Origin of the sequence: Alkalibacterium iburiense (genome assembly GCF_039521845.1) — a bacterium.
Taxonomy (GTDB): Bacteria; Bacillota; Bacilli; order Lactobacillales; family Carnobacteriaceae_A; genus Alkalibacterium; species Alkalibacterium iburiense.
The window spans coordinates 1-26,166 of record NZ_BAAACW010000054.1; the positions used below are offsets into that span (position 1 = coordinate 1).

The 26,166-nt window shown below is 40.5% G+C and carries 20 protein-coding genes; 18 read left to right on the forward strand and 2 right to left on the reverse strand.

Annotated features, from left to right (window positions below; all coding sequences use genetic code 11):
- Positions 1–322 precede the first annotated feature (322 nt).
- Complete coding sequence (locus tag ABDZ53_RS04355; RefSeq protein WP_343754356.1) at positions 323–478, forward strand: hypothetical protein; 156 nt, start codon at positions 323–325, stop codon at positions 476–478.
- A gap of 72 nt (positions 479–550) precedes the next feature.
- Positions 551–1,435: a phosphotransferase family protein gene (locus ABDZ53_RS04360; RefSeq protein ID WP_343754358.1), complete on the forward strand. Its 885-nt coding sequence runs from the start codon at positions 551–553 to the stop codon at positions 1,433–1,435.
- On the opposite strand, the gene ABDZ53_RS04365 is transcribed toward ABDZ53_RS04360, so the two are convergent.
- Positions 1,430–2,605: a macrolide family glycosyltransferase gene (locus ABDZ53_RS04365; RefSeq protein WP_343754360.1), complete on the reverse strand. Its 1,176-nt coding sequence runs from the start codon at positions 2,603–2,605 to the stop codon at positions 1,430–1,432. The two genes, ABDZ53_RS04360 and ABDZ53_RS04365, sit on opposite strands and share 6 nt — an antisense overlap.
- Positions 2,606–2,757: 152 nt before the next feature.
- Here ABDZ53_RS04365 and ABDZ53_RS04370 point away from each other — a divergent pair, with 152 nt between their 5' ends.
- From ABDZ53_RS04370 to ABDZ53_RS04415, 10 genes are all read left to right on the forward strand, one after another.
- Positions 2,758–3,630: a YihY/virulence factor BrkB family protein gene (locus ABDZ53_RS04370; protein ID WP_343754362.1), complete on the forward strand. Its 873-nt coding sequence runs from the start codon at positions 2,758–2,760 to the stop codon at positions 3,628–3,630.
- Positions 3,631–4,019: 389 nt separating this feature from the next.
- Complete coding sequence (locus ABDZ53_RS04375; protein ID WP_343754365.1) at positions 4,020–4,658, forward strand: YesL family protein; 639 nt, start codon at positions 4,020–4,022, stop codon at positions 4,656–4,658.
- Complete coding sequence (locus tag ABDZ53_RS04380; RefSeq protein ID WP_343754367.1) at positions 4,658–5,740, forward strand: LacI family DNA-binding transcriptional regulator; 1,083 nt, start codon at positions 4,658–4,660, stop codon at positions 5,738–5,740. Before ABDZ53_RS04375 ends, ABDZ53_RS04380 begins: the two co-directional genes overlap by 1 nt.
- A gap of 198 nt (positions 5,741–5,938) precedes the next feature.
- On the forward strand, positions 5,939–7,240 hold the full coding sequence (locus ABDZ53_RS04385; protein ID WP_343754369.1) for an ABC transporter substrate-binding protein: 1,302 nt from the start codon (positions 5,939–5,941) through the stop codon (positions 7,238–7,240).
- 68 nt (positions 7,241–7,308) lie between these two features.
- Entirely contained in the window at positions 7,309–8,226 is a 918-nt protein-coding gene (locus ABDZ53_RS04390; protein WP_343754371.1) for a carbohydrate ABC transporter permease, read from the forward strand.
- Entirely contained in the window at positions 8,223–9,119 is an 897-nt protein-coding gene (locus ABDZ53_RS04395) for a carbohydrate ABC transporter permease (protein ID WP_343754373.1), read from the forward strand. Before ABDZ53_RS04390 ends, ABDZ53_RS04395 begins: the two co-directional genes overlap by 4 nt.
- A gap of 92 nt (positions 9,120–9,211) precedes the next feature.
- Positions 9,212–10,549: a glycoside hydrolase family 30 protein gene (locus tag ABDZ53_RS04400; RefSeq protein ID WP_343754375.1), complete on the forward strand. Its 1,338-nt coding sequence runs from the start codon at positions 9,212–9,214 to the stop codon at positions 10,547–10,549.
- Between the two features lies 1 nt (position 10,550).
- Positions 10,551–13,664: a hypothetical protein gene (locus ABDZ53_RS04405; protein ID WP_343754376.1), complete on the forward strand. Its 3,114-nt coding sequence runs from the start codon at positions 10,551–10,553 to the stop codon at positions 13,662–13,664.
- 58 nt (positions 13,665–13,722) lie between these two features.
- On the forward strand, positions 13,723–16,020 hold the full coding sequence (locus ABDZ53_RS04410) for a family 16 glycosylhydrolase (RefSeq protein WP_343754377.1): 2,298 nt from the start codon (positions 13,723–13,725) through the stop codon (positions 16,018–16,020).
- 216 nt (positions 16,021–16,236) lie between these two features.
- The gene (locus ABDZ53_RS04415; RefSeq protein WP_343754378.1) at positions 16,237–17,004 is read left to right on the forward strand and encodes a carbon-nitrogen hydrolase family protein; all 768 of its coding nucleotides are present in this window, start codon (positions 16,237–16,239) and stop codon (positions 17,002–17,004) included.
- 59 nt (positions 17,005–17,063) lie between these two features.
- On the opposite strand, the gene galE is transcribed toward ABDZ53_RS04415, so the two are convergent.
- Complete coding sequence (gene galE / locus ABDZ53_RS04420) at positions 17,064–18,077, reverse strand: UDP-glucose 4-epimerase GalE (RefSeq protein ID WP_343754379.1); 1,014 nt, start codon at positions 18,075–18,077, stop codon at positions 17,064–17,066.
- Positions 18,078–18,295: 218 nt separating this feature from the next.
- Here galE and ABDZ53_RS04425 point away from each other — a divergent pair, with 218 nt between their 5' ends.
- The 6 genes from ABDZ53_RS04425 (at position 18,296) to ABDZ53_RS04450 (ending at position 25,910) form a co-directional block, all read left to right on the forward strand.
- Positions 18,296–18,982 (forward strand): Ltp family lipoprotein, encoded by a 687-nt coding sequence (locus ABDZ53_RS04425; protein ID WP_343754380.1) that lies wholly within the window; start codon positions 18,296–18,298, stop codon positions 18,980–18,982.
- Positions 18,983–19,964: 982 nt separating this feature from the next.
- Positions 19,965–21,014: a glycosyltransferase family 2 protein gene (locus tag ABDZ53_RS04430; protein WP_343754381.1), complete on the forward strand. Its 1,050-nt coding sequence runs from the start codon at positions 19,965–19,967 to the stop codon at positions 21,012–21,014.
- A 26-nt stretch (positions 21,015–21,040) separates the two neighbouring features.
- A complete protein-coding gene (locus ABDZ53_RS04435; RefSeq protein ID WP_343754382.1) occupies positions 21,041–22,474 on the forward strand; it encodes a lipopolysaccharide biosynthesis protein in 1,434 nt (477 codons plus the stop codon).
- Positions 22,475–23,401, forward strand: coding sequence for a glycosyltransferase family 2 protein (locus tag ABDZ53_RS04440; RefSeq protein ID WP_343754383.1), 927 nt, complete (start codon positions 22,475–22,477; stop codon positions 23,399–23,401). It begins immediately after the preceding gene.
- 120 nt (positions 23,402–23,521) lie between these two features.
- Positions 23,522–24,634 carry a non-hydrolyzing UDP-N-acetylglucosamine 2-epimerase gene (wecB, locus tag ABDZ53_RS04445; protein ID WP_343754384.1) on the forward strand — a complete coding sequence of 371 codons (1,113 nt, stop codon included), beginning with the start codon at positions 23,522–23,524 and terminating at the stop codon, positions 24,632–24,634.
- Positions 24,635–24,662: 28 nt separating this feature from the next.
- Complete coding sequence (locus ABDZ53_RS04450) at positions 24,663–25,910, forward strand: hypothetical protein (protein ID WP_343754385.1); 1,248 nt, start codon at positions 24,663–24,665, stop codon at positions 25,908–25,910.
- Positions 25,911–26,166: the final 256 nt, after the last annotated feature.

The window sequence follows — 26,166 nt, forward strand, 5'->3', positions numbered from 1 at the left end:
GATAAATATACTCTTTGGATAGCCGGGTCAATTCAGCTGCTTGTTCTTTAGTCGGCTTTAATTTCACTTTGAGCACTTTAACACAGGTATCGGTCTGTTCTTTTTTCACTCGCTTCACCTCTCTCCTGCAAACGAACGTATGTTCTTTTATTTAATTTTATTATATCACTCCGTCAACGGAAAGGCTAGAGAAATGTATACTTAATTTTAAAATAAAAAGAAGACAAACCAAGCAGGCACTTATCTCAATGTACGCTCTCATCCCACGATTAAAACCGTGGGCTTTCACGCTTGATAGTTCTGTAATAGGGAGGTGGACACCATGGCGACCAAACATTTTCATTACGAAAAAGGCGAACACGTTGTAGACTTTAGCGTAGACTACCGCATGCCCACTCAACAGGAATTTTTAAGTATCGCAGGAATCATCAGCTTGCTTGCAGGCATCTTGTTCCTGCACAAAGCCTTTAGAAAATAAATGCACGAACCGAGAAGTACGGGAGACCCCCCGTGCTTCTTTTACTTAGAGGGGACGAACAGGGGGAGTCGGATGGACGAACTAACGAAGAAAACGATGAAGTGGACGGAGACGAGACTAAACGAACCCATAAAAAGAGCCTCTCCATTAAAGGGAGGCACCTCGTCTTTGATGCACATTCTTGAAACAGATACCCGTGAAGTGGTTTTAAGGGAGTATACCAATCAGGAGTGGCTACAAGAGGACCCGACCGTCGTCGCCCGGGAAGCGGAAAATTTAAAGGCCGCTGAAATGATTGAAATACCTACTCCAAAGTATTTAGCAGTGGATGCGACGGGAAGAGAAGCAGGCCGTCCGTCGGTGCTCATGTCCAAAGTGGAAGGCAAGGTAGAGCTGAAGAACCTGAACCTAGAAAAGCTGGCTCAAGTGCTTATAGCGGTTCACTCTCTAAAAGATCCTCCAATCACCCACCGCTTCTTTTCCTACAATACGGACACAGTGAAACCGGAAGCCAAGTGGTCAGCCTACCCCGAGAAGTGGCAGGATTTATTTGCTTACTTAAAAGAACACACTCCTCCAAATTATGAACCGACCTTTATCCACCGGGATTTTCATCCGACTAATGTGTTGTGGACAAACGGAGACTTGTCAGCCATCGTCGACTGGCCCAATGCCTGTATTGGGCCACGGGAGTTTGACATTGCCCATTGCCGGTGGAACTTAGCGATGATGACTGGTCAGGAAGCAGCCGATGGCTTTTTAGAGGCTTATATCAAGCAGTCTGATGTGAAAATGTACGATACTTACTGGGATTTGTTGGCTCTGAGTAATGTCTTTGATGAAGACCCGCCAGCTGTTTATGAAGGTTGGACGTATTATGGACTCACTGAACTAACCCCAGACTTAATGAGGCAGCGAATGGATGCCTTCTTAATTAAAGCAAGCAGACACCTATAAGGCATCTGCTTGCTTTTTTAGGTAAGTGGTAATCAACTCTGCCGCTTTTTTATTACCTCCTAAAGAGCGCATCGTCTGACTGGCTTTGTGCATCCGACTGGAGATGTCTGTGGATTCCAAAACGTCTAAGGCAGTGGAGCGAATCTCTTCTGAAGATGCTTTCTTCAAATCAATCTCTTTTCCAATCCCTAAGCTGAGTATTTGTTCCGCCACAACCATCTGATCATTCACCAAGGGATTCACCAGCATAGGCACACCGGCATAAATGGCTTCGTTGACAGAATTCATTCCCCCGTGGGTGATAAATAAATCCGCATGCTTGAGCACATCAATCTGGGCGACCCGTGAATGCACCGACACATTGTCAGGCACATCATCTAAAGAATCGGCCAGTTCACCAGCGGACACAATGACGGTGGCGTCTAACTCTTTAAATGCCTCAAGACATGCCTCATATAAAGGCTTGGAAAAGCGCTCCACCATCGTCCCCATAGCGACATAAATAATTGGCCCAGTTAGAGAGTCCCAGTCAAAGTCCGCTTCTTCTATCTCGTCTTCATCAATCGGCGGACCGACAAACTTAAACCGTTCGTCGTCAAACTGATCCGACAGGTACTGAAACTCCCTTGATGTATAGGTAATCGTCAAATCTGACACGGGATCGGATAACTCGTCAATAAAATCATCCGTCTCCATCATGCCTTTTATTTTTCCGTAATAACCCGTCATCAGCTTCACAATCGGATTAGCGTGTTCAAAAACTGACAGATGAGCGCCTCCGGTCTCAAGTATGCGGTCCAGAACATCTTGGTTAAAAGCAAAAGTGGAGAATAACCGCACCCGTGGCAATTCCAGTTCATCGGCCAGTTTATTCGCAAATAGGAAAAAGCCTTCATAAATCAGACAGTCGAAGTCGTTTTCCTCTCCCACCCGTTTTGCTGTTTCGTAGGCGCGTTCAAAAGAAGCCAGATACCGTCTGGGTTCCGACCACTCGCTGTCATAGTTATCGTAAGGGACCAACTCGGCTCCCGACTGCTCTAATGCTTCATGAAATTCTTTCGCGATGACATAAGTCACCTGGTGCCCGGCTTCAGTTAACTGGCGGACGAGTCCGGGAGTGGGGTTCACATGTCCGGCAAAGGGTAAGTTAACAAATAATAAACGACTCATTTCTCAGACCTCCTATTGAGACTAGTTTATCAAAAGAGATGAATTTGTGAAAAAATAAGAACTTTTCCGGGTCGTGTGGAAATCCCTTCGTGAATTTGGTAAGCTAATCGAGGAAGAGAGACGGAAAGATAAGAGAAAGTGAGGCTGTGGCTATGATGCTCAGCTATAAAAATATTAAAAAGAACGTTCCTAAAAAAGACTGGATAAAAGAAATTTCCATGCGTATTCGAGAAGGGGAAATCTGGCAGCATTCCACTTTTGTGACCTATTACGTGTTGCTGACGACGTTTCCTCTGCTGGTGGGAATCATTAACGGCATCCGAGCCTTCGGTGGAACCCTTCAGCCGATTGCCTGGTTTATTTACCGGATTGTGCCCGGACCTTTGTCAGAAATTATTGTGGAAGATATGCTACAGGTGTTTGAGAGTTCCCATGTGGGGATTTTCATTATTGCGGCGGTGTCGACTGTCTGGACTGTGAGCTGGATAATGGCAGCGATTCTTATGGGCTTAAATAAAGCATACGGCGTAGGGAACCGGAAAAATGTGGTGACCCTGAGGTTTTTAGCTTTTCTCCAAACCTTTGTCGTTGCGGCATGGATCGGTTTCATCATCTTTTTCATCCGTACTTTTACGGCCAGTTCACTGGGGAGATGGGCTGTGTTTGTCCCGCTTGTCTTTATCAGTTTTTGCCTGATGTATTATTACGTACCTAATGTCGTGCAACAATTTAAACAGGTCATACCAGGAGCTCTGTTTTCAACGACCGCCTTACTCATAGGCGTGTTCGGATACCGACTCTACTTAAGTCAACTGCCAGACGACTCCACCTTTTTCACTATGACTGGGAGCTTTATGATTATGCTGGCCCTGCTTCAGAAGATGTGCTTAGCCATTCTAGCCGGCGGGACCATTAATGCAACTTTTATGCAGATGAGAAGCGGAGACATTGTACCCAAAAACGAGAACAGTAAATTTATCAAGTTAATCAATAAAACTAAAATAGCAAAACGGTTTGAGGAATAAAAATGGTCTGACTTTATAGTCAGCGCAGTATTGAAAGAATATACATGTTATAGCTATTATTTAAAATCATTCATTTACTCAGAATTTTATACTTTTTGCGCCCCTTTAAAGGTATCTTTGCCTATAAAGGGGTGTTTTTGATATCGACTCTTTTTATTATCCGGAAGAAGATTATACTCTAAAGTATTATACTTGTAAGTATAATCAATGAGGTGAAAAGATGTATGTAGTAAGAGAGAAAGACCCAAACTTATAAGACCTCCTTTAAAGAATGACACTAACTTTGAAGGATGTTTTCCATATTCAACAATTTTGAAGATGAAATTTGTCATGGAAATAAAAGGTAGATTAAAGTATGATACTCATATAATTAACTAGGAGGATGAAGAATGCAGGAAGAACAAACGAGTAGTACTAATGTCATCATGGCGTTTTTTGAATGGCTGATGATTTTAGCTTATTTAAACCTATTATGGTTCTTTTTTACCCTGAAAGGATTCATTGTGTTTGGTATCGGCCCAGCAACACTAGCCCTTTTCGGACTCATTCGAAAAAAATTAAGACAGGGCGATTTGGCTTATATATATCAAAACTTTAAAAGAGAAGTAGACGAACATAAAACTTTTGGAAGACCGTTCAGCTGGTTAACTCTCGGCGTGGCGTTATTTTTATATGTAGACATGATGGTCGTCCGAGCTCTCCCAGTTTCCGAACTCATTCAAATGGGTGTGATTCCAGCACTCATAGTTGTCAGCGGGCTGACAGTGATTGTATCGACTTTTACTATAGGCATACGCTTAGAATTCAAAGAAGACTTAGTCCCAGCAATTAAAAAAGGCTTCTGGGTTACGTTGATCTCACCTATTACTGTAGTGGTTATCTTGCATGCCTTTCTGATACAGTGGCTGCTTTTAAGCTATATCCCGGCGCTCTTTCCTTTCTATTCGATATCCTTATTTGCTTTTTTATCACAGTGGATAATGACGAAAGCATTTAGACGCATGAAAAATAAAAAGAAATCAATTTAATGAAAAAGCCTATTGACAGAAAGAAGGGGAAGCAGTATATTAAGGATGTAAAGCGCTTTCGATTGGAGAAGAAGATGATGGTGACGATTTATGATATTGCAAAACATTCAGGTTATTCAATTGCGACAGTATCTAAAGCGTTGAATAATAAAGGAGTGAGTGAAAAAGCGAAGAAAAAGATTTTGGCGTCAGTTAAAGAATTAGGGTATACGCCCAATTCATCTGCCCGAACCTTAGCTACCAACAAATCTTGGATGATAGGGGTTGTTTTCGGAGAAACCTTAGGCATCGGTATTGCGCATCCGTTTTTCAGTGAAGTCATAGAAGCCTTCAAAAGACATGCGGAATTATATGGATACGATTTGCTCTTTGTCTCCAGACACATGGGACTCCAGCAGGAAACGTATAAACATTTACTGCACAGAGGAGTCGATGGCATCATCGTTATCCAGGCATTTGGGGAAGACGAACTCTCTGGAGTCAGCCAACCGATTCCAACTGTCTATATTGACCGTCCGACGAACAAACCAGGGTCGGTGCATAGTGACAATAAAGCCGGCAGTTTATTGGCTGTTAAGCACTTTGTGGAAAATGGTCATACAAAAATTGCGCATATTATGGGAGATCCTGAAAACTTTGCAGGACGAGAAAGACTAAACGGCTTTAAAGAAGCCATGGAGTTACATGACCTGCCTATTCAAGAGAACTACATCGTTAACGGAGGGTTTTACGGATATGCAGGCGGACGAGAAGCGATGATTCGCTTACTGTCCTTAAAAGAAAGACCAACGGCCGTATATGTAGCCGGAGATGAAATGGCGATTGCGGCGATGAAAGTGACCAAAGAATGGGGCCTTCGTGTACCTGAAGATATTTCATTTATCGGCTTTGATGATGTCAAACTGGCTCAGCATGTGGATCCCCCATTGACAACGATTAAGCAGGATAAAGAATTAATCGGACAACAGTCAGCCATATTGTTGCTGGATAAAATAAACAACAAAGACAAAACGACAGCTGTGGATCGCAAAGTCATACCGGTGTCATTAGTTAAAAGAGAATCTGTCTACTCCTTGAAGTAGACACTTATTATAGCGAGAACTTAAGCGCTTAAGGTGTTAATTCATTTAAAAAGACACACTAACAGAGGAGGAATAACTAAAAAAGACAATTGTAATCGTTAACAAACGAAACATTCGTCAGATGTGCTTAAGACTCAAGCTTATATTTAGCTTTAAAGAGAAGTTAAGCGCTTAACATACAAAACGGGAGGAAAACCAATGAAAAACTATGTCAAATTTGCAGCATTGTTAGCAGGAGTATCCTTATTGGCCGCTTGTGGAGAAGATGAACCGGATTTAGTCATTAACTCCTTTACAGATGAGTTAGAGTACCCGATTGAAGTCTTTAATGAAAGACATGATGTGAATGTTCAGCTTCAAATTATTCCGACAGAAAACTATGTCGACACCTTACGTCCGGCTCTTGAGTCAGGCAGCGGGGCACCTGATATTTTCACAGCTGAAGTGGTTTACTTACTGGATTGGATTGAACAAGATTACTGGACAAGTTTATCAGAAGATCCGTTAAATGTAGAAGACTGGTCAGATGATTATCTAGAATACGTATGGGAATTAGGACGTAACGAAGCAGGCGACATGAAGGCTGTGTCATGGCAAACGACACCAGGAGGGATTTATTACCGCAGAAGTATTGCGAATGAAGTCTTCGGGACAGATGATCCGGACGAAATTGGGGAGATGTTCTCTACCATGGATGGGTTAATGGATGCCGGTGAACAACTGAAACAAGCTGGATACAGATTGTTCCCGGATGAAGGATCTGTTTCACCATATACCATGGGCAACAACCCTCAGCCTTGGGTAGATGAAAATGACAACCTAGTCATGACAGAAGAACGCTTGTCTTACTTTGATTACGCTAAAGAGTTAAGAGATAACCAGTATACCGCTTTAGCTCCTGCCTGGTCACCAGCCTGGTTCGCTTCCTTTAACGAACCGATTGCTTACAACGTCGGATGGGATGAATTAGAAGATGCGGATGAATCAGACGGGACAACAGAAGTCTTTGGTGTTTCTCTTCCAACATGGGGCTTACACTCTGTATTGAAAGAAGAAGCCACAGAAACAGCCGGCGACTGGGCCGTAACCAATGGACCGACTCCTTACTTCGAAGGCGGAACATGGATTGGAATTTATGAAGGATCAGAAAACAAAGAACTGGCTTTCGAATTTATTCAAATGCTTGTTAACGATGAAGAATTCCTAACTGAATGGGTCATGGAAACAGGAGACGTTCTAAGTTACCAGCCGGTTATGGAAAATGTGGCAGCGGATTATTCGGATGAATTCCTAGGCGGACAAAACCACTATGACTTCTTCCTTGAAAGAGCCGAACAGATTGATCCGAGCCACGTGACACGCTATGACCAGCAGTTGAACGATATGTTTGGAACAGCGGTTGGAGCTTATGTTGAAGGCGAACTTGGAAAAGAAGAAGCCTTACAAGAGTTCTACAATGAAGTTCAAAATGCGTACCAGCATATTAATATCCCTGATTAATCAAAAGAGATAAGGGATGCTGACTCAGGCATCCCTTTTTTATAAGTAAGGAGAAAGGACAATTCATTATGATGAAAAGCCAAAAGAAAGCGTATCTCTTTATCGCCCCTTTTGTCATCGTATTTCTAACATTTAATATTTACCCTATCTTACTCACCTTTTACTACTCCCTGACTAACTATTCGGGGATGGGCGGTATTGAAAATGCAGACTTTATCGGTTTAGACAATTACAGAAGGCTAATAACAGACAGTTACTTCTTTCAAGCTTTCTTTAACACCCTACGTATCTGGGGCTTAAACTTTGCGGTTCAAATAGTTATTGCGTTACTTCTTGCTTTGCTCTTTTCTGATATCACCTTGAAGTTAAAAGGGGTCAAAGCTTTCCGAGCCTTGTACTTTTTACCTAATATTATAACGGTCGCATCCGTTGCCTTACTATTCAGCTTACTACTGGACTGGAACTACGGAGCGCTAAACCAGATGCTGTTAAGTTTAGGGATTATTGATCAGCCCATTAACTGGTTAAATAGCCCAACCTATTCCCAAGCCTGGGTAGCTCTCATCGGGGCATGGATGTGGTTTGGGAACACCTTTATTATTCTGATGGCCGGTATTTCTGGTATATCAAAAGATTACTATGAAGCAGCGGTGATGGATGGAGCCAACTGGTGGGATACCTTTACGAAAATTACCTTGCCACAGTTGAAACCTATTTTACTCTATGTTCTGATTACATCGATTATCGGTGGGCTTCAAATCTTTGACTTGCCGATGCTGTTAACAGACGGAAGAGGGGCGCCAAGAGGAGCCTTGAACACAATGGTTCTTTACTTATACAATCACGGCTTCAGCTACAATAACTTTGGCTACGCCGCTACGATTGCTTACGGTCTATTCTTTATTACCGTCCTCTTCTCAGTGATTACTTTCAGAACCATGTACCGCAGAGAAGTCGTTGTTAAAAAAGGAGGGAAAAAGAAATGAATACCTCAAAAACAATTGAACAAAAACAGACCACTCAACCGAGGGTAGAAAAGAAAAGCAAGAAATTGACAAAAATGTCTGTGATTAGAGGCATCATCTATTTCTTTTTAATTCTACTCGTCATCGTCTGCTTTATTCCTTTTTACATGATGATGATCAATGCGACCCGTTCGAACTCTGAAATACTCAGAGGGTTCACTCTTATTCCAAGTAATGCCTTACTGGATAACTATGAGACACTCAACAGTTACATCAGTATTTGGATTGGGTTCTGGAATAGTTTCGTCATTGCGGCAGCGGTCACCGTACTGAATTCCTACTTTTCAGCTCTGACGGCTTATGCCCTCGTTGTCTTTGATTTTAAATGGAAGAATGTCATTTTCGTGACCTTTATCATCATGATGATGGTACCGGGTCAATTAGGCTTAATCGGCTTATATGACTTAGCCAGTGCCTTAGGTATGCTAGACACTTACTGGCCGTTGATTATTCCGTCCATTGCCGCACCATTTACCGTCTTTTTCTTTAGACAGTTTTTAATTACAACGATGCCGATGTCTATTTTAGAGTCTGGAAGAATCGATGGAGCCGGAGACTTTTACATGTTCCACCGTTTAGTACTTCCGATTTTGTCACCAGCTATTGCTACAATGGGTATCTTTACCTTTATCGGGTCATGGAATAACTTCTTGCTTCCATTAGTTATTATTCGTTCACCACGACTCTATACCATACCGATTATGATTAGACAGTTACAAGGATCACCTGTCGCCAGTAACATGGGAGCCATTTATTTAGGTATTGCGATTTCGGTCGTTCCTATTATGATTGCTTTCTTGTTCCTGTCTAAATACATTATCAACAGTATTACTGCGGGAGCCGTTAAAGAATAAACACATAAAAGTACTATATTCTATTGTTCTATAGAGTTTAGTACTTTTCTATGTAAAAAAAAGCCAAAAAGATGAGAAAGAGGACCGTTTACATGACATGGACAGTGATTCAATCCGCAAAGGAAACACAAAGTTTTTGGAAAGACATCCAAGCAGAGGAAACAAATCAAACAGCTACGATTCGACTGAACCCTGAAAAAACTTATCAAACCTGGTTAGGTTTTGGAGGGGCTATAACTGAAGCAGTGGGCTACACGTTGAAACGTCTGCCAGAAGAAGAAAAAGAAGCTATTTTAAAAGCTTATTACGATCCTAAAAAGGGACTGGGCTATTCATTGGGACGCATGCATATTGGAAGCAGTGATTTCTCATTAGGTCATTATGATTATGTCGATGAAGAAGATGACGAGTTAAAGAGTTTTTCAATAGAACACGAAGAACAGTACGTTTTACCTGTCGTTAGACAAGCTGAAAGCATTGCCGGACAACCGCTCACCTTTGTCTCTTCACCTTGGAGTCCGCCAGCTTGGATGAAGACAAACAACGACCGGAATCACGGCGGACGGTTGAAGAAGGAGTATTACACGACATGGGCACGCTACGTCGTGAGATACCTCCTAGAAATGAAAGAAAAAGGGGTCCGTATTGAAGCGGTCACCATTCAAAATGAGCCGCAGGCTGTTCAAGTATGGGACTCCTGTCTCTACTCCATTGAAGAAGAAACGGAAATGGTGAAAGTCCTCAGTCGGGCTCTAAAAGATGCGGGTTTAGATACCCATATCGTTATTTGGGATCACAACAGAGATCTGTTATTTGAACGGGCTGACGGGGTACTCAAAGACCCGGCAGCCAATGAAGCCGTCTGGGGAGTAGCGAACCATTGGTACATGTCTGAACAGTTTGAAGAGTTAACGAAGGTTCATGATAAATACCCGGACAAGCATCTGATTTTTACAGAAGGCTGTATTGAAGGAGGCGTGGCACTCGGAGCCTGGCACACAGGCGAACGCTATGCACGCAACATCATGGGAGATATGAACAACTGGCTGGAAGCCTTCATTGACTGGAATATTGTTCTGGATGAAACAGGCGGGCCTAATCATGTCGGCAATTTCTGTGATGCTCCTGTGATTGCGGATACTCAGTCACACACGACTCACTATAACAGCTCCTATTATTATATCGGACATTTCAGCCGATATATTAAACCAGGAGCGAAGCGATTGGATTTGAATCTAGGGGATTCGTCTCTTACTGGAGTCGCCTTTAAAAATCCAGATCAGTCCATTGCCCTCGTGCTTCTTAACGAAGGGGATTCAGATGAAGCGTCTGTGTTAGAGATAGACTCAGTCGTGAGAAAAGTATCTCTGCCTAAGCATAGTATCACGACTATAATCAAGCCAGACGATAGGAATAGAGAGGTTGAATGATGTGTATAACTTACGAGAAGACGGACAGTTTCAAATAACCTATTACCAGGAAGCCAGCCCCTTTGCGAGTTTCTTACCCGCAATCAGCGGAACGGATGGTATTCCTTTATGGGCCTTTTACGTGAACCGCGGCCAGGCCCTGGCCAGTTTTGGAGTCGAGAATAAAGATAATGCCATGCTGGAATTTTTACCGGCGCATAAGGCTTATCAGCTGACACCGACCCAAGGGTTCAGAACCTTTATCAAAGGAAAACGAGGTGAAAAAGCCTTTGCCTACGAACCTTTTAAAGACCAAGCAGAAGAGATAACGGACGCCATGGGCATTGCCGATAACACATTGGAACTTCAGCATGTCAATGAAGCCCTTGGTTTAACCATTGATGTCTTGTACTATTCTCTGCCTCACGAACCGATTCCCGGGCTCATTAGAGAAGTGACCTTGACTAATAACCGAGAAGACACTATCACAATCGATGCACTGGACGGCTTAGCGAGCCTCTTTCCAGCACACGTAGGAGACGCAGGATATAAAGCGATATCCAATACAATGAAAAGCTGGTTTGATGCGGAAGTCATCGAAGACACCTTTGCCTATTACTTCATGCGAGGCAGTACCGCAGACGATGCGAAAGTGGATCAGTCGGACGAAGGCAACTTTTACGTTAGTTTATTACAAAAAGGAGAGGAAGAGACAATCATCTCGCCTCTCTTCGATCGCGATTATGTTTTTGGTAACGACCTATCTTTATCTGAAGCCAAAGCATTCTTTGGAAAAAAAGAAGAAGGACCCCTTAAACAAGTGGGGACGAATAAAGTATCTTGTGCCTTTACACCATTTTCAGTTGAAATGAAAGGCAAAGAATCGGTAACCCTGACCTCTTTATTCGGACAAGTATCTAAAAGAGAAGGCGCTAAAGCCTTTATTGACAGCCGCCTGACGAGTGAAAACCTTAAAGCCTACAAAGCATCCGCTAAAACTTTGGCTCAAGCTTTTACCAAGCGAGTCGAAACGAAAACGGCTAACCCGTTGTTTGACGCATACGTCAAGCAGAATTACTTGGACAATGGCTTGCGCGGAGGCTTCCCTGTCTTGTTTGAAAACGAAGAAGCGTCCCAAGTCTTTTACTTATACTCCCGAAAGCATGGAGACTTGGAAAGAGATTACAATTTCTTTTCCATTTCACCGGAGTATTACTCGCAAGGGAACGGGAACTATAGAGATATGAATCAGAATAGACGACTGGATATCTTCGTCGAGCCGAAAGTAGAAGACCGAGCGATCAAGCAGTTTATGAGTTTAATCCAACTAGACGGGTACAATCCTTTATCAATCAAAACGGTGACTTACCAGTTAAGAGACAAAGAACTAGACCTGTCTCCATATGGCTTAACCGAAGAAGACAGTCAAGTTCTGCTGACTCATTTGACTGACGGTTTTACACCAGGAAGCCTGAAACGATTCATTGAGGAGAACGATTACTCTTTATCGGTACCTTTTGAAGCTTTTTTAACGAATGTGTTAAGTGCGAGTGATGAATCATTGCAAGCCGAGTTTGGTGAAGGCTACTGGAGCGATCACTGGACTTACAACTTGGATTTAATTGACAGCTACCTGGCCATGTATCCGGACAAAGAAGACCAATTGTTTACAAAAAAAGACTACCGTTTCTTTGACAGTCCTGCGACGGTCAAACCACTGAAAGACAAAGTCTCCATTTCTGGAGATAAGGTGAGACAATATAATGCCATAGAAGTGGATGAAGAAAAGCAGCTGCGCCAAGCTTCAGGAAAGGACTTATGGCTTACCCATAAGGGTCTACCTTACCAGACCAACCTGTTCAGCAAACTGCTTCTACTTGCTGGAAATAAAGTATCGACCTTAGCGCCTTACGGCCTAGGTATTGAAATGGAAGCTGGCAGACCCGGTTGGAACGATGCGATGAATGGTTTACCGGGCATGTTTGGAGCGGGAACGTCTGAACTATATGAGTTAAGACGATTGATTACCTTACTCTTGTCTGTCTCTTCTGATAAAAAAGTCGAATTGCCAAGCGAAAGTGTTCGCTTCCTAGAGTCACTATTAGAAAAAATGGAATCAGTTGATTCCTTAGGAATGACAGAGTGGCAGACCCTTACGGAAATCAGAGAGTCCTACCGCAAATCCATTAAAGTAAAAGCAATCGAAACAGTGGACACATTAACGAACGTGGATGCCTTGCTTCAAATGATGGATACTGTCGTTGACTTAGCCATTCAAAATGTCGAAACGTTAGACAAAGAGCTAGTACCTACTTATATTTACTTTGAAGCAAAAGCAGAGGGAGATGCCATCACGGAAATGATTCCCCACCCTGTCACACCGTTTTTAGAAGGTATCGTCAAACAGTTAAAAACGACAACAGATAAAGAAACGGTCAAAGAGGTATATCATAAAGTGAAAGCCTCTGATTTATACGATCAAAAACTAGGAATGTATAAAACAAGTGAATCCATCGAAAAAGAACCCATCGAACTGGGACGAGCTAAATTCTTCACTCCCGGCTGGCTGGAAAATGAATCGGTCTTCCTCCACATGGCGTACAAGTACTTGTTGGCCTTACTCAAAACAGGCTTATACGACGAGTTCTTTGAAGACATCCAGACAGGACTGGTGGCCTTTACGGACCCTGAGGTCTATGGGCGCAGTGTGCTGGAAAATTCGTCCTTTATAGCGAGCAGTGCCAATCCGGATGAATCCATTCATGGAAAAGGCTTTGTGGCACGACTCAGCGGCTCAACCGTTGAATTTCTCAATATGTGGGTGGACATGTTTATCGGATCCAAACCATTTACGGTGGAAGAAGGAGCCTTAAGCTTTGAACTAAAACCTGTTCTGCCGTCATACTTCTTTGAAAATCATAGAGTCTCCTTCACGCTATTTGGAGATATCTCAGTCACTTATATCAATAAAACTGATGCACCGACATTCGGTGAAGAAGCTGTTGCGCCAGTTTCTTATGAACTCATATATGCAGATGGGAGAACCGAATACTTTGACCACCATCAGGTGAAAGGAGAGGCTGCTTTAGCAATTAGAGATAAAGAAGTGAAAGAAATCAAGGTTGTGTTGGCTTAAATCGATATACAGTCGTGGGAATCTTAGAAGAAAGACTTAACCGATTTGGAGGGTGTCCATGAAAAATAAAAAGCTAATGACCATCGTGAGCAGTGCTTTGCTGCTCACACCCCTTGGATTACAACAACTGTCAATTCCACCCGTTATGGCTCAAGAAGTGGGTATGGAAGAAAACAGACTAAGCAACGGTGATTTTTCAGACGGAACGACTAACTGGAGCACGTGGGATGGAGAAGGAGGAGCCTCAGAGTTTACAGTGGATGCGGATGGTGTAGCCAATGTACATATCCAAAGCATTGCGGGTCTCCATGAAGATTGGGGAATTCCCATCAGCTGGTCAACTCAACTGTTTCAAGAAGGCGTAAGGGTAGACAGTGGGTATACGTATGAATTGTCCTTCGATGCCTCGTCTACTCAGCCACGACCGATTGAAGTGGAGTTCACCGGACTGTCGGGTGTGAATAATGTGCCTTTTGAACTGGAAGAAGAGATGACAACCTTTACTCATGTCTTTGACTATAGTTTGCAGTCGAACACCATTGATTTGAAGTTTCTTTTTGGTTATGTCATTCTAGGCGAGAATGAAACGCAAAACGAGGCGCATACTATATCAATAGACAATGTCTCTTTGAGAGCGGTGAGTGAGATAGCTGAAGGAGAGGAACGGGAAAGAGACTGGTCTCTCGTCTGGGAAGATGAATTTGACGGAGACTCCCTGGACTTATCTAAATGGCGTTACGATATCGGTAACTACATGCCAAGCGGAGACGAATGGGTCGCAGGCTGGGGAAATGAGGAATCGCAATATTACCAAGAAGACAATGTGCGAGTAGAAGACGGTCGGCTCATTATTGAAGCCAGAGAAGAAACGGTGTCAGATGAACACGGTACCTATGATTACACTTCAGGTAAAATTCTGACGGATGGGCGCTTCAGTCAACGGTATGGGCGTTTTGAAGCCAGTATGAAATTGCCTGAAGGACAAGGATTCTGGCCAGCCTTTTGGATGATGCCTCAAGACGATGTTTACGGTGGATGGGCTGCCTCAGGTGAAATAGATATCATGGAAAATAGAGGTGATCACCCTGATACGGTAGGAGCAGCGATTCATTATGGTGGAGAATGGCCAGGTAACACTCACTCAGCTGGAGAATACCGATTCCCTGAAGGAAGAGATATCACAGATTTTAATCTGTATAGTATCGAATGGGAACCGGGCGAAATCAGATGGTATGTCAATGATGATTTATATTACCGGACAAGTGAATGGCATTCGGATAATGGAGAGTACCCGGCACCATTTGATCAAGAATTTTATCTGATACTGAACCTGGCTGTTGGGGGATGGTATGGGTTGGAGCCGGATGAATCTACTCCTTTGCCAAGCCAAGTGGAAGTCGATTACGTCAGAGTTTATGAAGATCAAGGTCTGGAAGAAGCTCCTGTACCTACTCCAGATCCAGTACCTGACCCGAACCCAGAAGAACCGACAGAGGCAGAAGACCCTTTTAATCGGGACGACTGGAGAGTCATAGGAGACAACCTCATTCAAGATGGCACATTTGAACAAACAACGACGTTTGGGCCCGAAGATGAACAAGCTGTGTGGTCTATCCATAATCAAGGGCTATATGAAGAGTGGGCAGGTTTAGCCTCTTTTAATGTGCTGGATGACGTACTAAATGTCACTGTAGAACAAATGGGATGGGAATGGTGGCATATCCAACTTTTCCAGGAGGTCACCCTACCAAGTGGCTTTTATCTTCTATCGTTTGACATGGCATCCGAGATTCCTAGAGACATTTATGTCGAATTGACGAACACAGGAATAGGACTAGCTGAGTTTTCTATAAACGAAGATATGAATACATTTGAAACAATCTTCGAGTTAACAGAAGACAGCGAAAGTCAATTGTTATTTGGCTTTGGTCGAAATCCGGACGACGAAGAGATTCAAATCATTTATAATATGATGGTGGATAACATCATTTTAGTAGAAGTTGAGCGAATAGAAGACGAAGAGCCAATAAGTGAAGAACCAGCTGATCCAGAAGAACCTGTTGAAGAAGACACTGAGGATCCAGACGAAGAAGAACCGCCTGTTGAAGATGAAACAGATGGGGCTGAAACTGATGAATCTGTGTTAGAAAATCCAGAAGGAGATTCAGATGGAGATGCACGTGAAGAAACTAAAGATGAAGATGTAACGGGTGTAACAGAAGATAAAAATGATCCAGACGAATCAGGGGAAGCTCTCCCTAAAACAGCTACCTCGACATGGACAATCGGTGCGCTTGGAGCAATAGGATTGGCTAGTGGTGGAGGATTGAAATGGATTAGAAAAAGAAGAAAGTAAATAAAACTAAGGACACCCTTTAAGGAGAAACCCTACCTTTAAAGGGTGTTCTGTTCTTATTAATCTGCTTATTTTTTATTTTTCATTTATGTAGAGTAGAGAGACAAAATAGAAAAAAGTGGAATACAAATAAGTTATGCTTTAAAGTATACTACTTGTAAGGATAATCAATATAAGAATGGAACGATTCATAGGGAGACGAAGGAGAGGGTACACATGGTCAAAATAGCAATGGGTCAAATGCTTGTGGAAGCTGGGAAGATGGAGACAAACTTAAATCGAGCCGTAGACATGATTCACCAAGCAGCTCAAAAGGGAGCAGACATCATTGTACTTCCAGAAAGTCTAGATTTAGGCTGGACGCACCCTGGAGCAAGAGACAAGGCTGAACCCATTCCTGGGAAAGCGAGCTATACCTTATGCGAAGCGGCTAATCAGGCGGGTATCTATGTTGCCGCTGGACTAACGGAACGAGAAGGAGATGAGGTGTATAACGCAGCGGTAATCATCTCTAACCAAGGAGAAATCATTCTCACCCACCGTAAAATAAATGAACTGGACTTTGCCTTAAACCTGTATTCAAAAGGGAATAAGATAAATAGTGTGGAAACAGAGTTCGGCCACATCGGCTTAGCGATTTGCGCAGACTTGCGCGCAGAAGGCGATCCGATAGGAAACGCTTTAGGACTCATGGGAAGTCGGATTTTATTATCACCATCCGCTTGGGCGGTAAAACCTGATCATGATAATGAACGCGAGCCTTATGGAGAAGAATGGATTGAACCCTACAGCAAACTAGCCAGAAAGTATGACATGACTGTCATTGGAGTTAGTAATGTTGGCTGGATTGAAGGAGGCGAATGGGATGGTTGGAAATGCATCGGTTCCTCTATTGCCGTCGGGCCATCAGGCAAGCTCTTGGCTCAGGCCAGTTATGGAGAGGAAGCAGAAGAATTACGGATAGTGGAAGTGCCCACTATATGATGACAACACTAAAAAATCCCTGCCTATTCAGATTGAGTTCTGAATAAGCAGGGATGATTTTATGCTTCGTATCCGTTTGGATTATTTTTCTGCCAGTTCCATGAGTCGCGGCACATGTCTTCTAGACCAAGTTTTGCTTCCCAGTTCAATTCTGCTTTGGCTTTAGCCGAGCTGGCATAGCTTGTGCCAATGTCTCCTGGACGACGGTCAACGATATCGTAAGGAATCTCTACGTCATTCGCGGATTCAAAAGCTTTCACGACATCTAAAACAGAGTAACCTGTTCCTGTCCCTAGGTTATACGCCTCGACACCTTCGGTTTCCAAGACTTTTTCTAGAGCACGAATGTGTCCTTTAGCTAAGTCAACGACGTGAATATAGTCTCTGACGCCTGTTCCGTCATGGGTGTCATAATCATTTCCGAATACAGACAACTTGTCACGCTTCCCAACCGCTACTTGGGTGATGAAAGGCATTAGGTTGTTTGGAATATCATTCGGGTCCTCACCGATACGACCAGATACATGAGCACCAATTGGATTAAAGTAACGCAGTAAAGCAGCGCTCCAACGGTTGTCTGCCACAAACTGATCTTGAATGATTTGTTCAATATACATCTTTGTCGTTCCATACGGATTAGTTGTAGATAAAGGCATATCCTCAGTAAATGGAGCCTCATTGTTCATGCCGTACACTGTTGCACTGGAGCTGAAGACCATTTTCTTCACATCGTATTCATTCATTAACTCCATTAAGACAATAGTTCCGTGAATATTGTTGCTGTAGTATTTTAAAGGCTGCGCCACAGACTCGCCAACGGCTTTAAATCCAGCAAAGTGGATAACTGCTTCTAAATCATGTTGTTCAAAAACAGGACGTAAGGCTTCTTTATCCGTTATATTGACTTCATGAAAAGGAACCTCTTTACCAGTCAATTCTTTAATACGGTTCAACACCTCAGGTTTTGCATTTGAATAGTCATCAACAATCACCACATCGTAATTCTCGTTAATTAATTCCACTACTGTATGACTCCCAATGTAGCCCGCTCCACCAGTAACTAAAATCGCCATAAAATCGCTCCTTACGTATTTTTCTAAATTTACTAAATATTTTGTTAACACTTTACCTAGAAGTATTGTATCATACTACAAAGGTTATTTATACTTTATCTTTTCAATCTTACTAGTTCAAGATTAAGACTTGAACTCTATTGTAAAAAAAGCGCTTACAATGATACGATAAGAATAGAAGAATACTTTAAGTCAAAAATAAAAAAGTGAGGTGTATTATGAAAAAACTTATCACTATGATTGGTGTATCTAGTGTCTTGCTGTTGGGATGTGGAGAAAATGCAGAGATGGATGTTGATGCAGAAGAAGACAGTCAGTTGGTGTTAGAAGAATTAGAATCTGAACTTCAAGTAGTTAATGAAGAGGTTGAGACTTTGGAGAACGAATTGTCCGATAAAGCAGATGAAATCAAATCGATGGAAAAGACTATAGAAAAGCTGGAAGAAGAGTTAGCCGCTGCTAAAAATGAATTAGAAAATAATCAGCAGGAAGAAGATGGGGTTGAAGAAGTAGCGGAGGTAAAAGCTGAACCGGAAGAAGAATCAGATAAAGATGAAGAATCAACAGAAGAAGTAGAAAAGGAACCTACCGAAGTTGCTGAAGAAACTGAAACCGAAGTATCCAGAGAATTTAGAAATGCTTTAGGCACGGCCAATAATTATTTGAGTTTTACTAGTTTTTCAAAGGAAGGCTTAAAAGACCAACTATTATTTGAAGGCTATCCTGATGATGCAGCTCAATATGCCGTCGATAATGTCGAGACCGATTGGAACGAAAATGCTTTACAAAAAGCTATTGATTATTTAGATTTAACTTCATTTTCAGATCAAGGACTGTATGATCAATTAATTTTCGAAGGATATACTGCCGAACAAGCTCAATATGCGATTGATAATTTACCTTAAAGGAAGTATTACTTTAAAGAGAGTCATGATAGTTTTGCGACTCTCTTATTTATACTGAAAATTAAAGACAGAAAAACTGAATATAATAAATTAAAGACATGAAAACATGATATAATAGTGAATGACAAGCAAGTGAAAGATGGTGGCTAACTTCTTAATTAAAGGAGTGATACCTATGGTTCTTTTTGGCTGTCTCCAGAAAGGGGATAGCGTGTGTCAGTCTTTGAAGCACTCGCATTGGCAATAGCTTTTGCGACTTTAGTGTTAAAGATTATTGACCACATGGAAGACAAAAAATAACCATCTTCTTAACTTTGGCAGGTTAAAGATGGTTATTTTTAATCGTTTAAAATTAGCCACCGATCTTTTATCGGGCTTGTTACGGAGAGGACTGTTAGCGCAGTCCTCTCTTTTCATGTTTATTATACTGAAAACTGATGTAAGAAGCAACTAAAAGCATAGAATCTATCGCTTTGGCAATAGCCTTTGCGACTTTAGTGTTAAAGATCATTAACCACACGAAAGACAAAGAATAACCATCTCTAAGCTTTGACCAGTTTAAGATTGTTATTCTTTCATATTAAATTAGTCACCGATCTTTCATAGGGTTTGTCAAAGGGAGGGCTGTTAGCGCAGTCCTCTCTTTTCAATTTAACTATACTAAAAATTAAAATGAGTAGCAACTAAAAGAATAATGCACCTTATAACTTTCATGCTACTGAATTTGTTGAGTTTAGAAATAAAACTCACTCTAAACTCAACATTTTCCGAAAAAAGTAGAGTTCACTCTCGATTAGCTACCCTAAACTCAACAAAATCAAAAAAGTGTAGTTCAGCAAAAAAAGAATTCCTAAACTCAACATCTCCTCCCAATCCTACAAAATTTCTAAAGATTTCATGAAAATGAAATGTAAACTATTAGTCTGTGGTATACTATCTTGTGATAACTTGAAAGAATACTGAACAAAGGGGGTCTTGTAGAATGTTTGATGTATCTATTATTATGCCGGTGTATAACGTGGCAGACCATTTACCGCGAGCGATCGAATCGGCACTCAATCAAAAGAGAGTCCAGTGTGAAATTATTCTAGTTAATGATGGATCGACTGACGGCTCAAAAGAAATCTGTGACCTCTACGCCAAAAAAGAACCCTTACTTATCTCAGTTATTCATCAAGAAAACCAAGGTTCAGGACCGGCAAGAAATGCAGGATTAAAACAAGCAACAGGTAAATACATATACTTTGCGGATCCGGATGATTACTTTGAACCCTATTTAGTTGCGGATAATTATAAAGTCGCACAAGAAAAAGAATCAGATATGCTTATCTTCGGCTTTACACAGGAAAAAGCAGGGAAGCCAGAGGACCGACAAACGCACTTGCCTAATATTCCGCAACTACCAAGCAAAGAAAAAGTAAAAAGACATTTTAGAAACGTCTACCATTTCACACCTTACGCCCTGTGGAATAAATTATACAAAAAAGATTTTTTAAAAAACAACGCTATTGAATTTACAGACCAGCGAATGGGACAAGACGCTTTATTTAATATCGCTTGCTACAAGCATGTCACCAGTATTGCGGTTAACCGAAAAGCCTACTATCATTACGTGACACACGAAGGCTCAGCTGTCAATCGCTACCGCCCAGACAGACTAGAAATGGAATTGAACATAGCGACCCAATTTGAAAACCTGCTCAAACACTGGGGAGAGCAAGAAGAATTCAGTGACTTAATCGCTGAAGAGTATTTCCATGCGATATACTTGGAAACAGCTAACTTAGTTCATAAAGACTGCCCACTTTCACAAGAAGAAAAAATCGAACGACTAGACACATTATGGCAATCGATAAAAGAAAAAGTAGACCCACATAAAACTGAAGAAAAGAACCCGTTCAGATACGCCTTACTAAACGAATACAAAAAAGGCAGACCAAAAAACGCCTTAAGACTCATGCAAACACGAAATAAAGCAGCCAACACTTACGGCAAAGCATTTAACACATTAAAAAGCCTAATCAAAGCTTAATCACTAAACAAGGAGCAATCAGTACTATGATGGAACAATTTAAAAAAGGCATCTTCTACACAGCCCTGGGGAAATACTCCATCGTTGTCGTTCAACTCCTTGTAACAGCCTTACTCGCTCGTCTACTCACGCCAAATGAAATGGGAATCGTTTCAGCCGTCAACGTCTTTCTTGTCTTTTTCCAACTACTCGCAGACTTTGGAATTGGACCAGCTATTATACAAAATAAAAATCTGACGAATAAAGAAGTGAACGGTATATTTTCATTCAGCCTCTATATTGCGTTTGGGCTGAGTATTCTTTTTATATTTCTAGGTTACCCTATGAGTCGATTCTACGGAAATGACGTCTTTATACCCATTAGTATGATTCTGGCTATCGCCGTATTTTTTTACGGGATTCTAGTGGTCCCTCAATCCATCATATTAAAAGAACAAAACTTTAAACTCGTCAACTTAACTACCTTAGCCGGTGCCGTTGTTTCAGGAATCGTATCTATTACACTCGCCCTATTAGGTTTCAGTTATTATTCATTGATTATTGGAAATACGGCAAAGGCAGCGACATTATTTATCGTCTTTTATATGAAAACAGAAACAAAAATTAGTCTCAAGTTCAGCTGGGCACCGCTTAAAAAAATCTATGCCTTTTCTAGAAACCAATTTTTATTTAACTTTATCAACTACTTTTCAAGAAATTTAGATAAATTACTAATCGGACGTTACTTTTCTCAAAGCGCCTTAGGCTATTACGACAGGGCGTATCAAATATCCCTGTATCCGAATCAAGTATTAACCAGCTTAGTGACTTCAGTTATTCATCCCATCCTATCGGATTATGAATCGGAGAAGGAACGCATTAAAAAAGTTTACTTAAGAATATCTAATCTATTGGCTACTTTAGGCATGCCTTTATCCGTTTTTCTTATCTTTTCAGCAGATGATATTATTTATTTCCTTGCTGGAGAGCAGTGGGCAGGCAGTGTACCTGTTTTTCAGATACTCGCATTATCGGTATGGGTACAAATGATTCTTTCCAGTACGGGAGGCATTTTCCAGTCAGGAAACCGGACCGATTTATTGCTACTTTCTGGCATCCTATCAACTGTTGCGAATGTCGCAGGCATTATTGCCGGTATATTACTCGGTCAAATTGAGTATGTGGCAGTATTTTTAGTCATTTCTTTCAGTTTAAACTTTATCCAAGCGAACATCTTACTCATGAAAATCATGTTTAAATCGACCCTGTTAGAGTTTTTCTCAGTCCTAAAAAAACCGCTGATACTAGCTGTTATGCAGGCACTTGCTTTTTATTTCCTGCCCGACCTTAATTACAATGTGTTCATTAACTTAGTCATTCAAGGACTATTATTCTTGAGCGTATGGCTATTAGGGCTATGGCTGACAGGAGAAATGAAGCGACTGAAACAGGAAATACAAAGAGCGAAAGGAGTTGCTTAAATGACCCCTCTTGTCAGTATCATTGTTCCCACGTATAATGTAGAACGGTATGTTGAAGAATGCATGGACTCATTAATCAACCAAACCTATAAGAATAAGGAAATTATCGTTTTAGACGATGCGTCAACCGATGCGACAGTCTATTTACTCAAGCAGTACAAAGAAGAGATTCAATTAATTGAAAATGAAGAAAACAAAGGGCAAGGAGCCAGACGAAACGAAGGCATAAAACGAGCGAAAGGAAAGTACATTTATTTTGTAGATTCCGATGACTGGATTGAATCGGATACCATCGAAAAAATGGTTAAGCAAGCAGAGGCAGAAAATGTGGACTTGGTTCGATTTAACGGATCGGCCTTTTACGAAGGCGGATCGGATCCAAAAGAAGAAGGGAATTATAATTTTTCTCACGTCTTAAAAGACAAAGCCGTCTATACAGGAGAAGAGCTTTTAGAAAAGAACAGAAAAAGTTACTCCGCGTCGCCTTGCTTATACTTAGTGAAAAAAGAAGTCATTGATCAACACAACTTATTTTTCTTAGAAGGGGTCTTACATGAAGATGAGTACTTTACGACACGCCTCTTTGCATCTGTTGAAAGTATGTCCTATTTAAATGAAGCTTTTTATCATAGACGCTACCGTTTAGCTTCAACTATGACAGAAAGCACCAACACACATAAGCTCAAATCCTTTGACTCTTATCTAAAAGTGTTCAAAGCATTAGAGATAGAGTATGAAAGTGAAAAAATGAATCCCTTGCAGAAAGCATTCATCAAACGGCAATTACTTTCTATATACAACGGTTTGAAAGAAAGTCCTGTACCACCTGAGAATAAGAGACAACTAAGAGATTTAAAGAGTGTTACACTGAAAGATAAACTGTATTTAATTCTGGCTAAAATTAACCACCGCATGAATAAGAAATAATGACACCTTTACCGGTTGATAACAATTTTAAGAACTCCTAACGGTAAAGGGTCTTTTTATGGTAGAATGATGCCTGATTAAAATAGAGTGTAAAGAATAACAGAATGGGAGAATAAAGAAATGAGGAAGAAAGTTGCGGTCGTTTTTGGGACTCGACCAGAAGCAATTAAAATGGGCCCCGTCATTCTAGAATTGAATAAACATAAGGACTTCTTCGAGCCAGTAGTTATAGTAACGGCCCAACATAGAGAAATGTTGGATCAAGTTCTTAAGGTATTTCATATCACTCCTGATTATGATTTAAATATAATGAAGAAAAACCAAAGCCTATCGGATATTACCACCGATGTACTAAAAGGGATAGAAGGTATTTTTAAAAAAGAACAGCCAGATATGGTACTTGTTCATGGGGATACTACAACGAGTTTTTCAGCTGCCTTAGCTGCCTATTATCAGCGTATACCGGTGGGACACGTTGAAGCAGGTCTTCGAACCTATGATCACGATAATCCATTTCCAGAAGAAGGAAATAGACAGTTAATTGATAATTTAGCTGACTTATACTTTGTGCCAACGAAAGCTACAGAACAAAATTTATTATTGGAAAACAAAAAACAGTCAAGAATTGTTGTAACAGGAAATACCGTTATTGATGCGGTGCATTATATAAAAAACACCCGAGTTGAACACAGAGTTTTGGATTTAATGAAATATAAATCTGATCAAAAATGGATAGTCCTTACAATGCATCGAAGAGAAAATTATGGCACACCTATGAAAAATGTGTTTAAAGCTGTAGTCGACATAACTGAAAAAAATTCAAATGTAGAGATACTTATGCCGGTACATCTAAGTCCAAGGGTACAAGCTCTAGCAAATGAAGTTCTAGGTAATAATGATAGAATTCATTTAGTAGAACCCCTCGAAGTGGATGTTTTTCATAAAGTAATCGATCAAGCGTATTTAGTATTAACTGATTCAGGAGGCTTACAAGAAGAAGCTCCGACCTTAAACAAGCCAGTTTTAGTCCTTAGAAACAAAACAGAGCGTCCTGAAGGTTTAGAAGCCGGTACACTTAAACTAATCGGCACTGAAACGGATTCAGTCTATGTTCATGTGTCCAATTTGTTGACTGATAAAAAAGAATATATTAGAATGGCCGAGGCATTAAACCCATACGGTGATGGTACGGCTAGTGCAATGATTGTTAAAGCATTAAAAGACTTTATGTAAAAGGGATTAATGAGAGGAAAGGAATGCCATGAATATAAGCCATATGGTTAAACAATGGGTAAATTACCATGAGGAAAAACAGCATAAATATGGAACGATTGTTTTAGTATTATTAGGGTTAGCTTTTGTATTAGCCGATTGGTCTTTATATTATTTCTCATTTGCAGAATTTATTATCATGGCAATCCTACCGATTCTTTTTGTTGTTGGTCAATTGAGATTAAATAAGTGCCAGATTCAAACTATTTCTTTAATAATAGGATTAATAATTTTTCATGCTTTTTTACGAGATTTATTAAATATAGAGCCTTATTTTTATCGTACAACACTACAAGCTAGCATTAAGCTAATTTTTTATCTCTTTGTTGTGACATTTTTCTACAATTATATAAAAAGAAATAGCTTTGAAGAAAGATTTTTAATTATAAACAATATATTAGCTATATTAGTGATTACGGTTGGTCTATATATAGTCTTTTCAATATACAATAACCATGAGTACCCATATCGTTTTCTTTGGAGTTTCACTCGAGATGATTATAAAAGTTACTATTTCAGTGGGAATTCTGACTTTATTAGAATGAGAAGTATCTTTTCTGAACCAGCTCACTTAGGCCACTATTTATTAATTGTTCTAGCTGCTAATTTGTCTTTTTTCAAAGTAACTTTAAAAAATGTATCTATTATAATCATTTTATCTTTAGGAGTTTTTTTAACATTTAGCTATAGTATGGTCATTACGTTATTCATAGTTTTATCTATATTTTTACTCAAAAATATGAATATAGTAAACTTAAACAAAGTGTATCTACTTATATCTATACTGACTATATCAGTTATGCTGTTCATTTTTAGAGACTATATATATGAAACATTCATCCAAAGAACTATTAATATTATTTCTGGAACTGATGGATCAGCTTACAATAGATTAGTTCAAAGTTGGATGTATGTTGAACGACACAAATGGTGGATAGGAAATGGAATCAATCATACACCAGTCATTACTAATAACTTTGCCTATATGCTATCTGATTTAGGTTTATTCGGATTAATTCCATTTATAATTCTCAATATATGGATCTTTAAAAATTCAGTTATACTGGGAACATTATTTTTAATGCTTAATATCAGTAGAGGAAGTTATTTAGGTCCGAGTTTCTGGTTCTTACTTCTTTTCATTTTAATATATATGAATAGAAAGAAAGATACTGATATAAAAAATGGTAGTGTAAAAAGTTTTATGAAAAACACAAGAAAAATAAGAGAGAAATGATTTCTCACTATCATTAGTGGGAGTATTCGCCCTTGACAAACACATGAATGGTTTATTTGAAAAATACAAGGGCGACGATAGACAAATGAGGGCATGACTAAGACACCCTTGTTTTAACCAGTTTAAACCATTCATACGTTCGGCTTGTCAAGGGGTCGCTCCGCCGAATACTCTACGGTCATTTGAGCTCTTTTAAAATGATATCGGGCTCTGATGCCAAATTAAGCTACGCTCTCTACGTAATCTTGCGCTAGCT

Coding starts and splice junctions, on each gene's coding strand:
- ABDZ53_RS04400 (WP_343754375.1), top strand. CDS start 9,212: ATGACATGGACAGTGATTCAATCCGCAAAGGAAACACAAAGTTTTTGG.
- galE (WP_343754379.1), bottom strand. CDS start 18,077: ATGGCGATTTTAGTTACTGGTGGAGCGGGCTACATTGGGAGTCATACA.
- ABDZ53_RS04390 (WP_343754371.1), top strand. CDS start 7,309: ATGATGAAAAGCCAAAAGAAAGCGTATCTCTTTATCGCCCCTTTTGTC.
- ABDZ53_RS04425 (WP_343754380.1), top strand. CDS start 18,296: ATGAAAAAACTTATCACTATGATTGGTGTATCTAGTGTCTTGCTGTTG.
- ABDZ53_RS04435 (WP_343754382.1), top strand. CDS start 21,041: ATGATGGAACAATTTAAAAAAGGCATCTTCTACACAGCCCTGGGGAAA.
- ABDZ53_RS04370 (WP_343754362.1), top strand. CDS start 2,758: ATGATGCTCAGCTATAAAAATATTAAAAAGAACGTTCCTAAAAAAGAC.
- ABDZ53_RS04395 (WP_343754373.1), top strand. CDS start 8,223: ATGAATACCTCAAAAACAATTGAACAAAAACAGACCACTCAACCGAGG.
- ABDZ53_RS04440 (WP_343754383.1), top strand. CDS start 22,475: ATGACCCCTCTTGTCAGTATCATTGTTCCCACGTATAATGTAGAACGG.
- ABDZ53_RS04360 (WP_343754358.1), top strand. CDS start 551: ATGGACGAACTAACGAAGAAAACGATGAAGTGGACGGAGACGAGACTA.
- ABDZ53_RS04450 (WP_343754385.1), top strand. CDS start 24,663: ATGAATATAAGCCATATGGTTAAACAATGGGTAAATTACCATGAGGAA.
- ABDZ53_RS04410 (WP_343754377.1), top strand. CDS start 13,723: ATGAAAAATAAAAAGCTAATGACCATCGTGAGCAGTGCTTTGCTGCTC.
- ABDZ53_RS04385 (WP_343754369.1), top strand. CDS start 5,939: ATGAAAAACTATGTCAAATTTGCAGCATTGTTAGCAGGAGTATCCTTA.
- ABDZ53_RS04415 (WP_343754378.1), top strand. CDS start 16,237: ATGGTCAAAATAGCAATGGGTCAAATGCTTGTGGAAGCTGGGAAGATG.
- ABDZ53_RS04355 (WP_343754356.1), top strand. CDS start 323: ATGGCGACCAAACATTTTCATTACGAAAAAGGCGAACACGTTGTAGAC.
- ABDZ53_RS04430 (WP_343754381.1), top strand. CDS start 19,965: ATGTTTGATGTATCTATTATTATGCCGGTGTATAACGTGGCAGACCAT.
- ABDZ53_RS04375 (WP_343754365.1), top strand. CDS start 4,020: ATGCAGGAAGAACAAACGAGTAGTACTAATGTCATCATGGCGTTTTTT.
- ABDZ53_RS04365 (WP_343754360.1), bottom strand. CDS start 2,605: ATGAGTCGTTTATTATTTGTTAACTTACCCTTTGCCGGACATGTGAAC.
- wecB (WP_343754384.1), top strand. CDS start 23,522: ATGAGGAAGAAAGTTGCGGTCGTTTTTGGGACTCGACCAGAAGCAATT.
- ABDZ53_RS04380 (WP_343754367.1), top strand. CDS start 4,658: ATGAAAAAGCCTATTGACAGAAAGAAGGGGAAGCAGTATATTAAGGAT.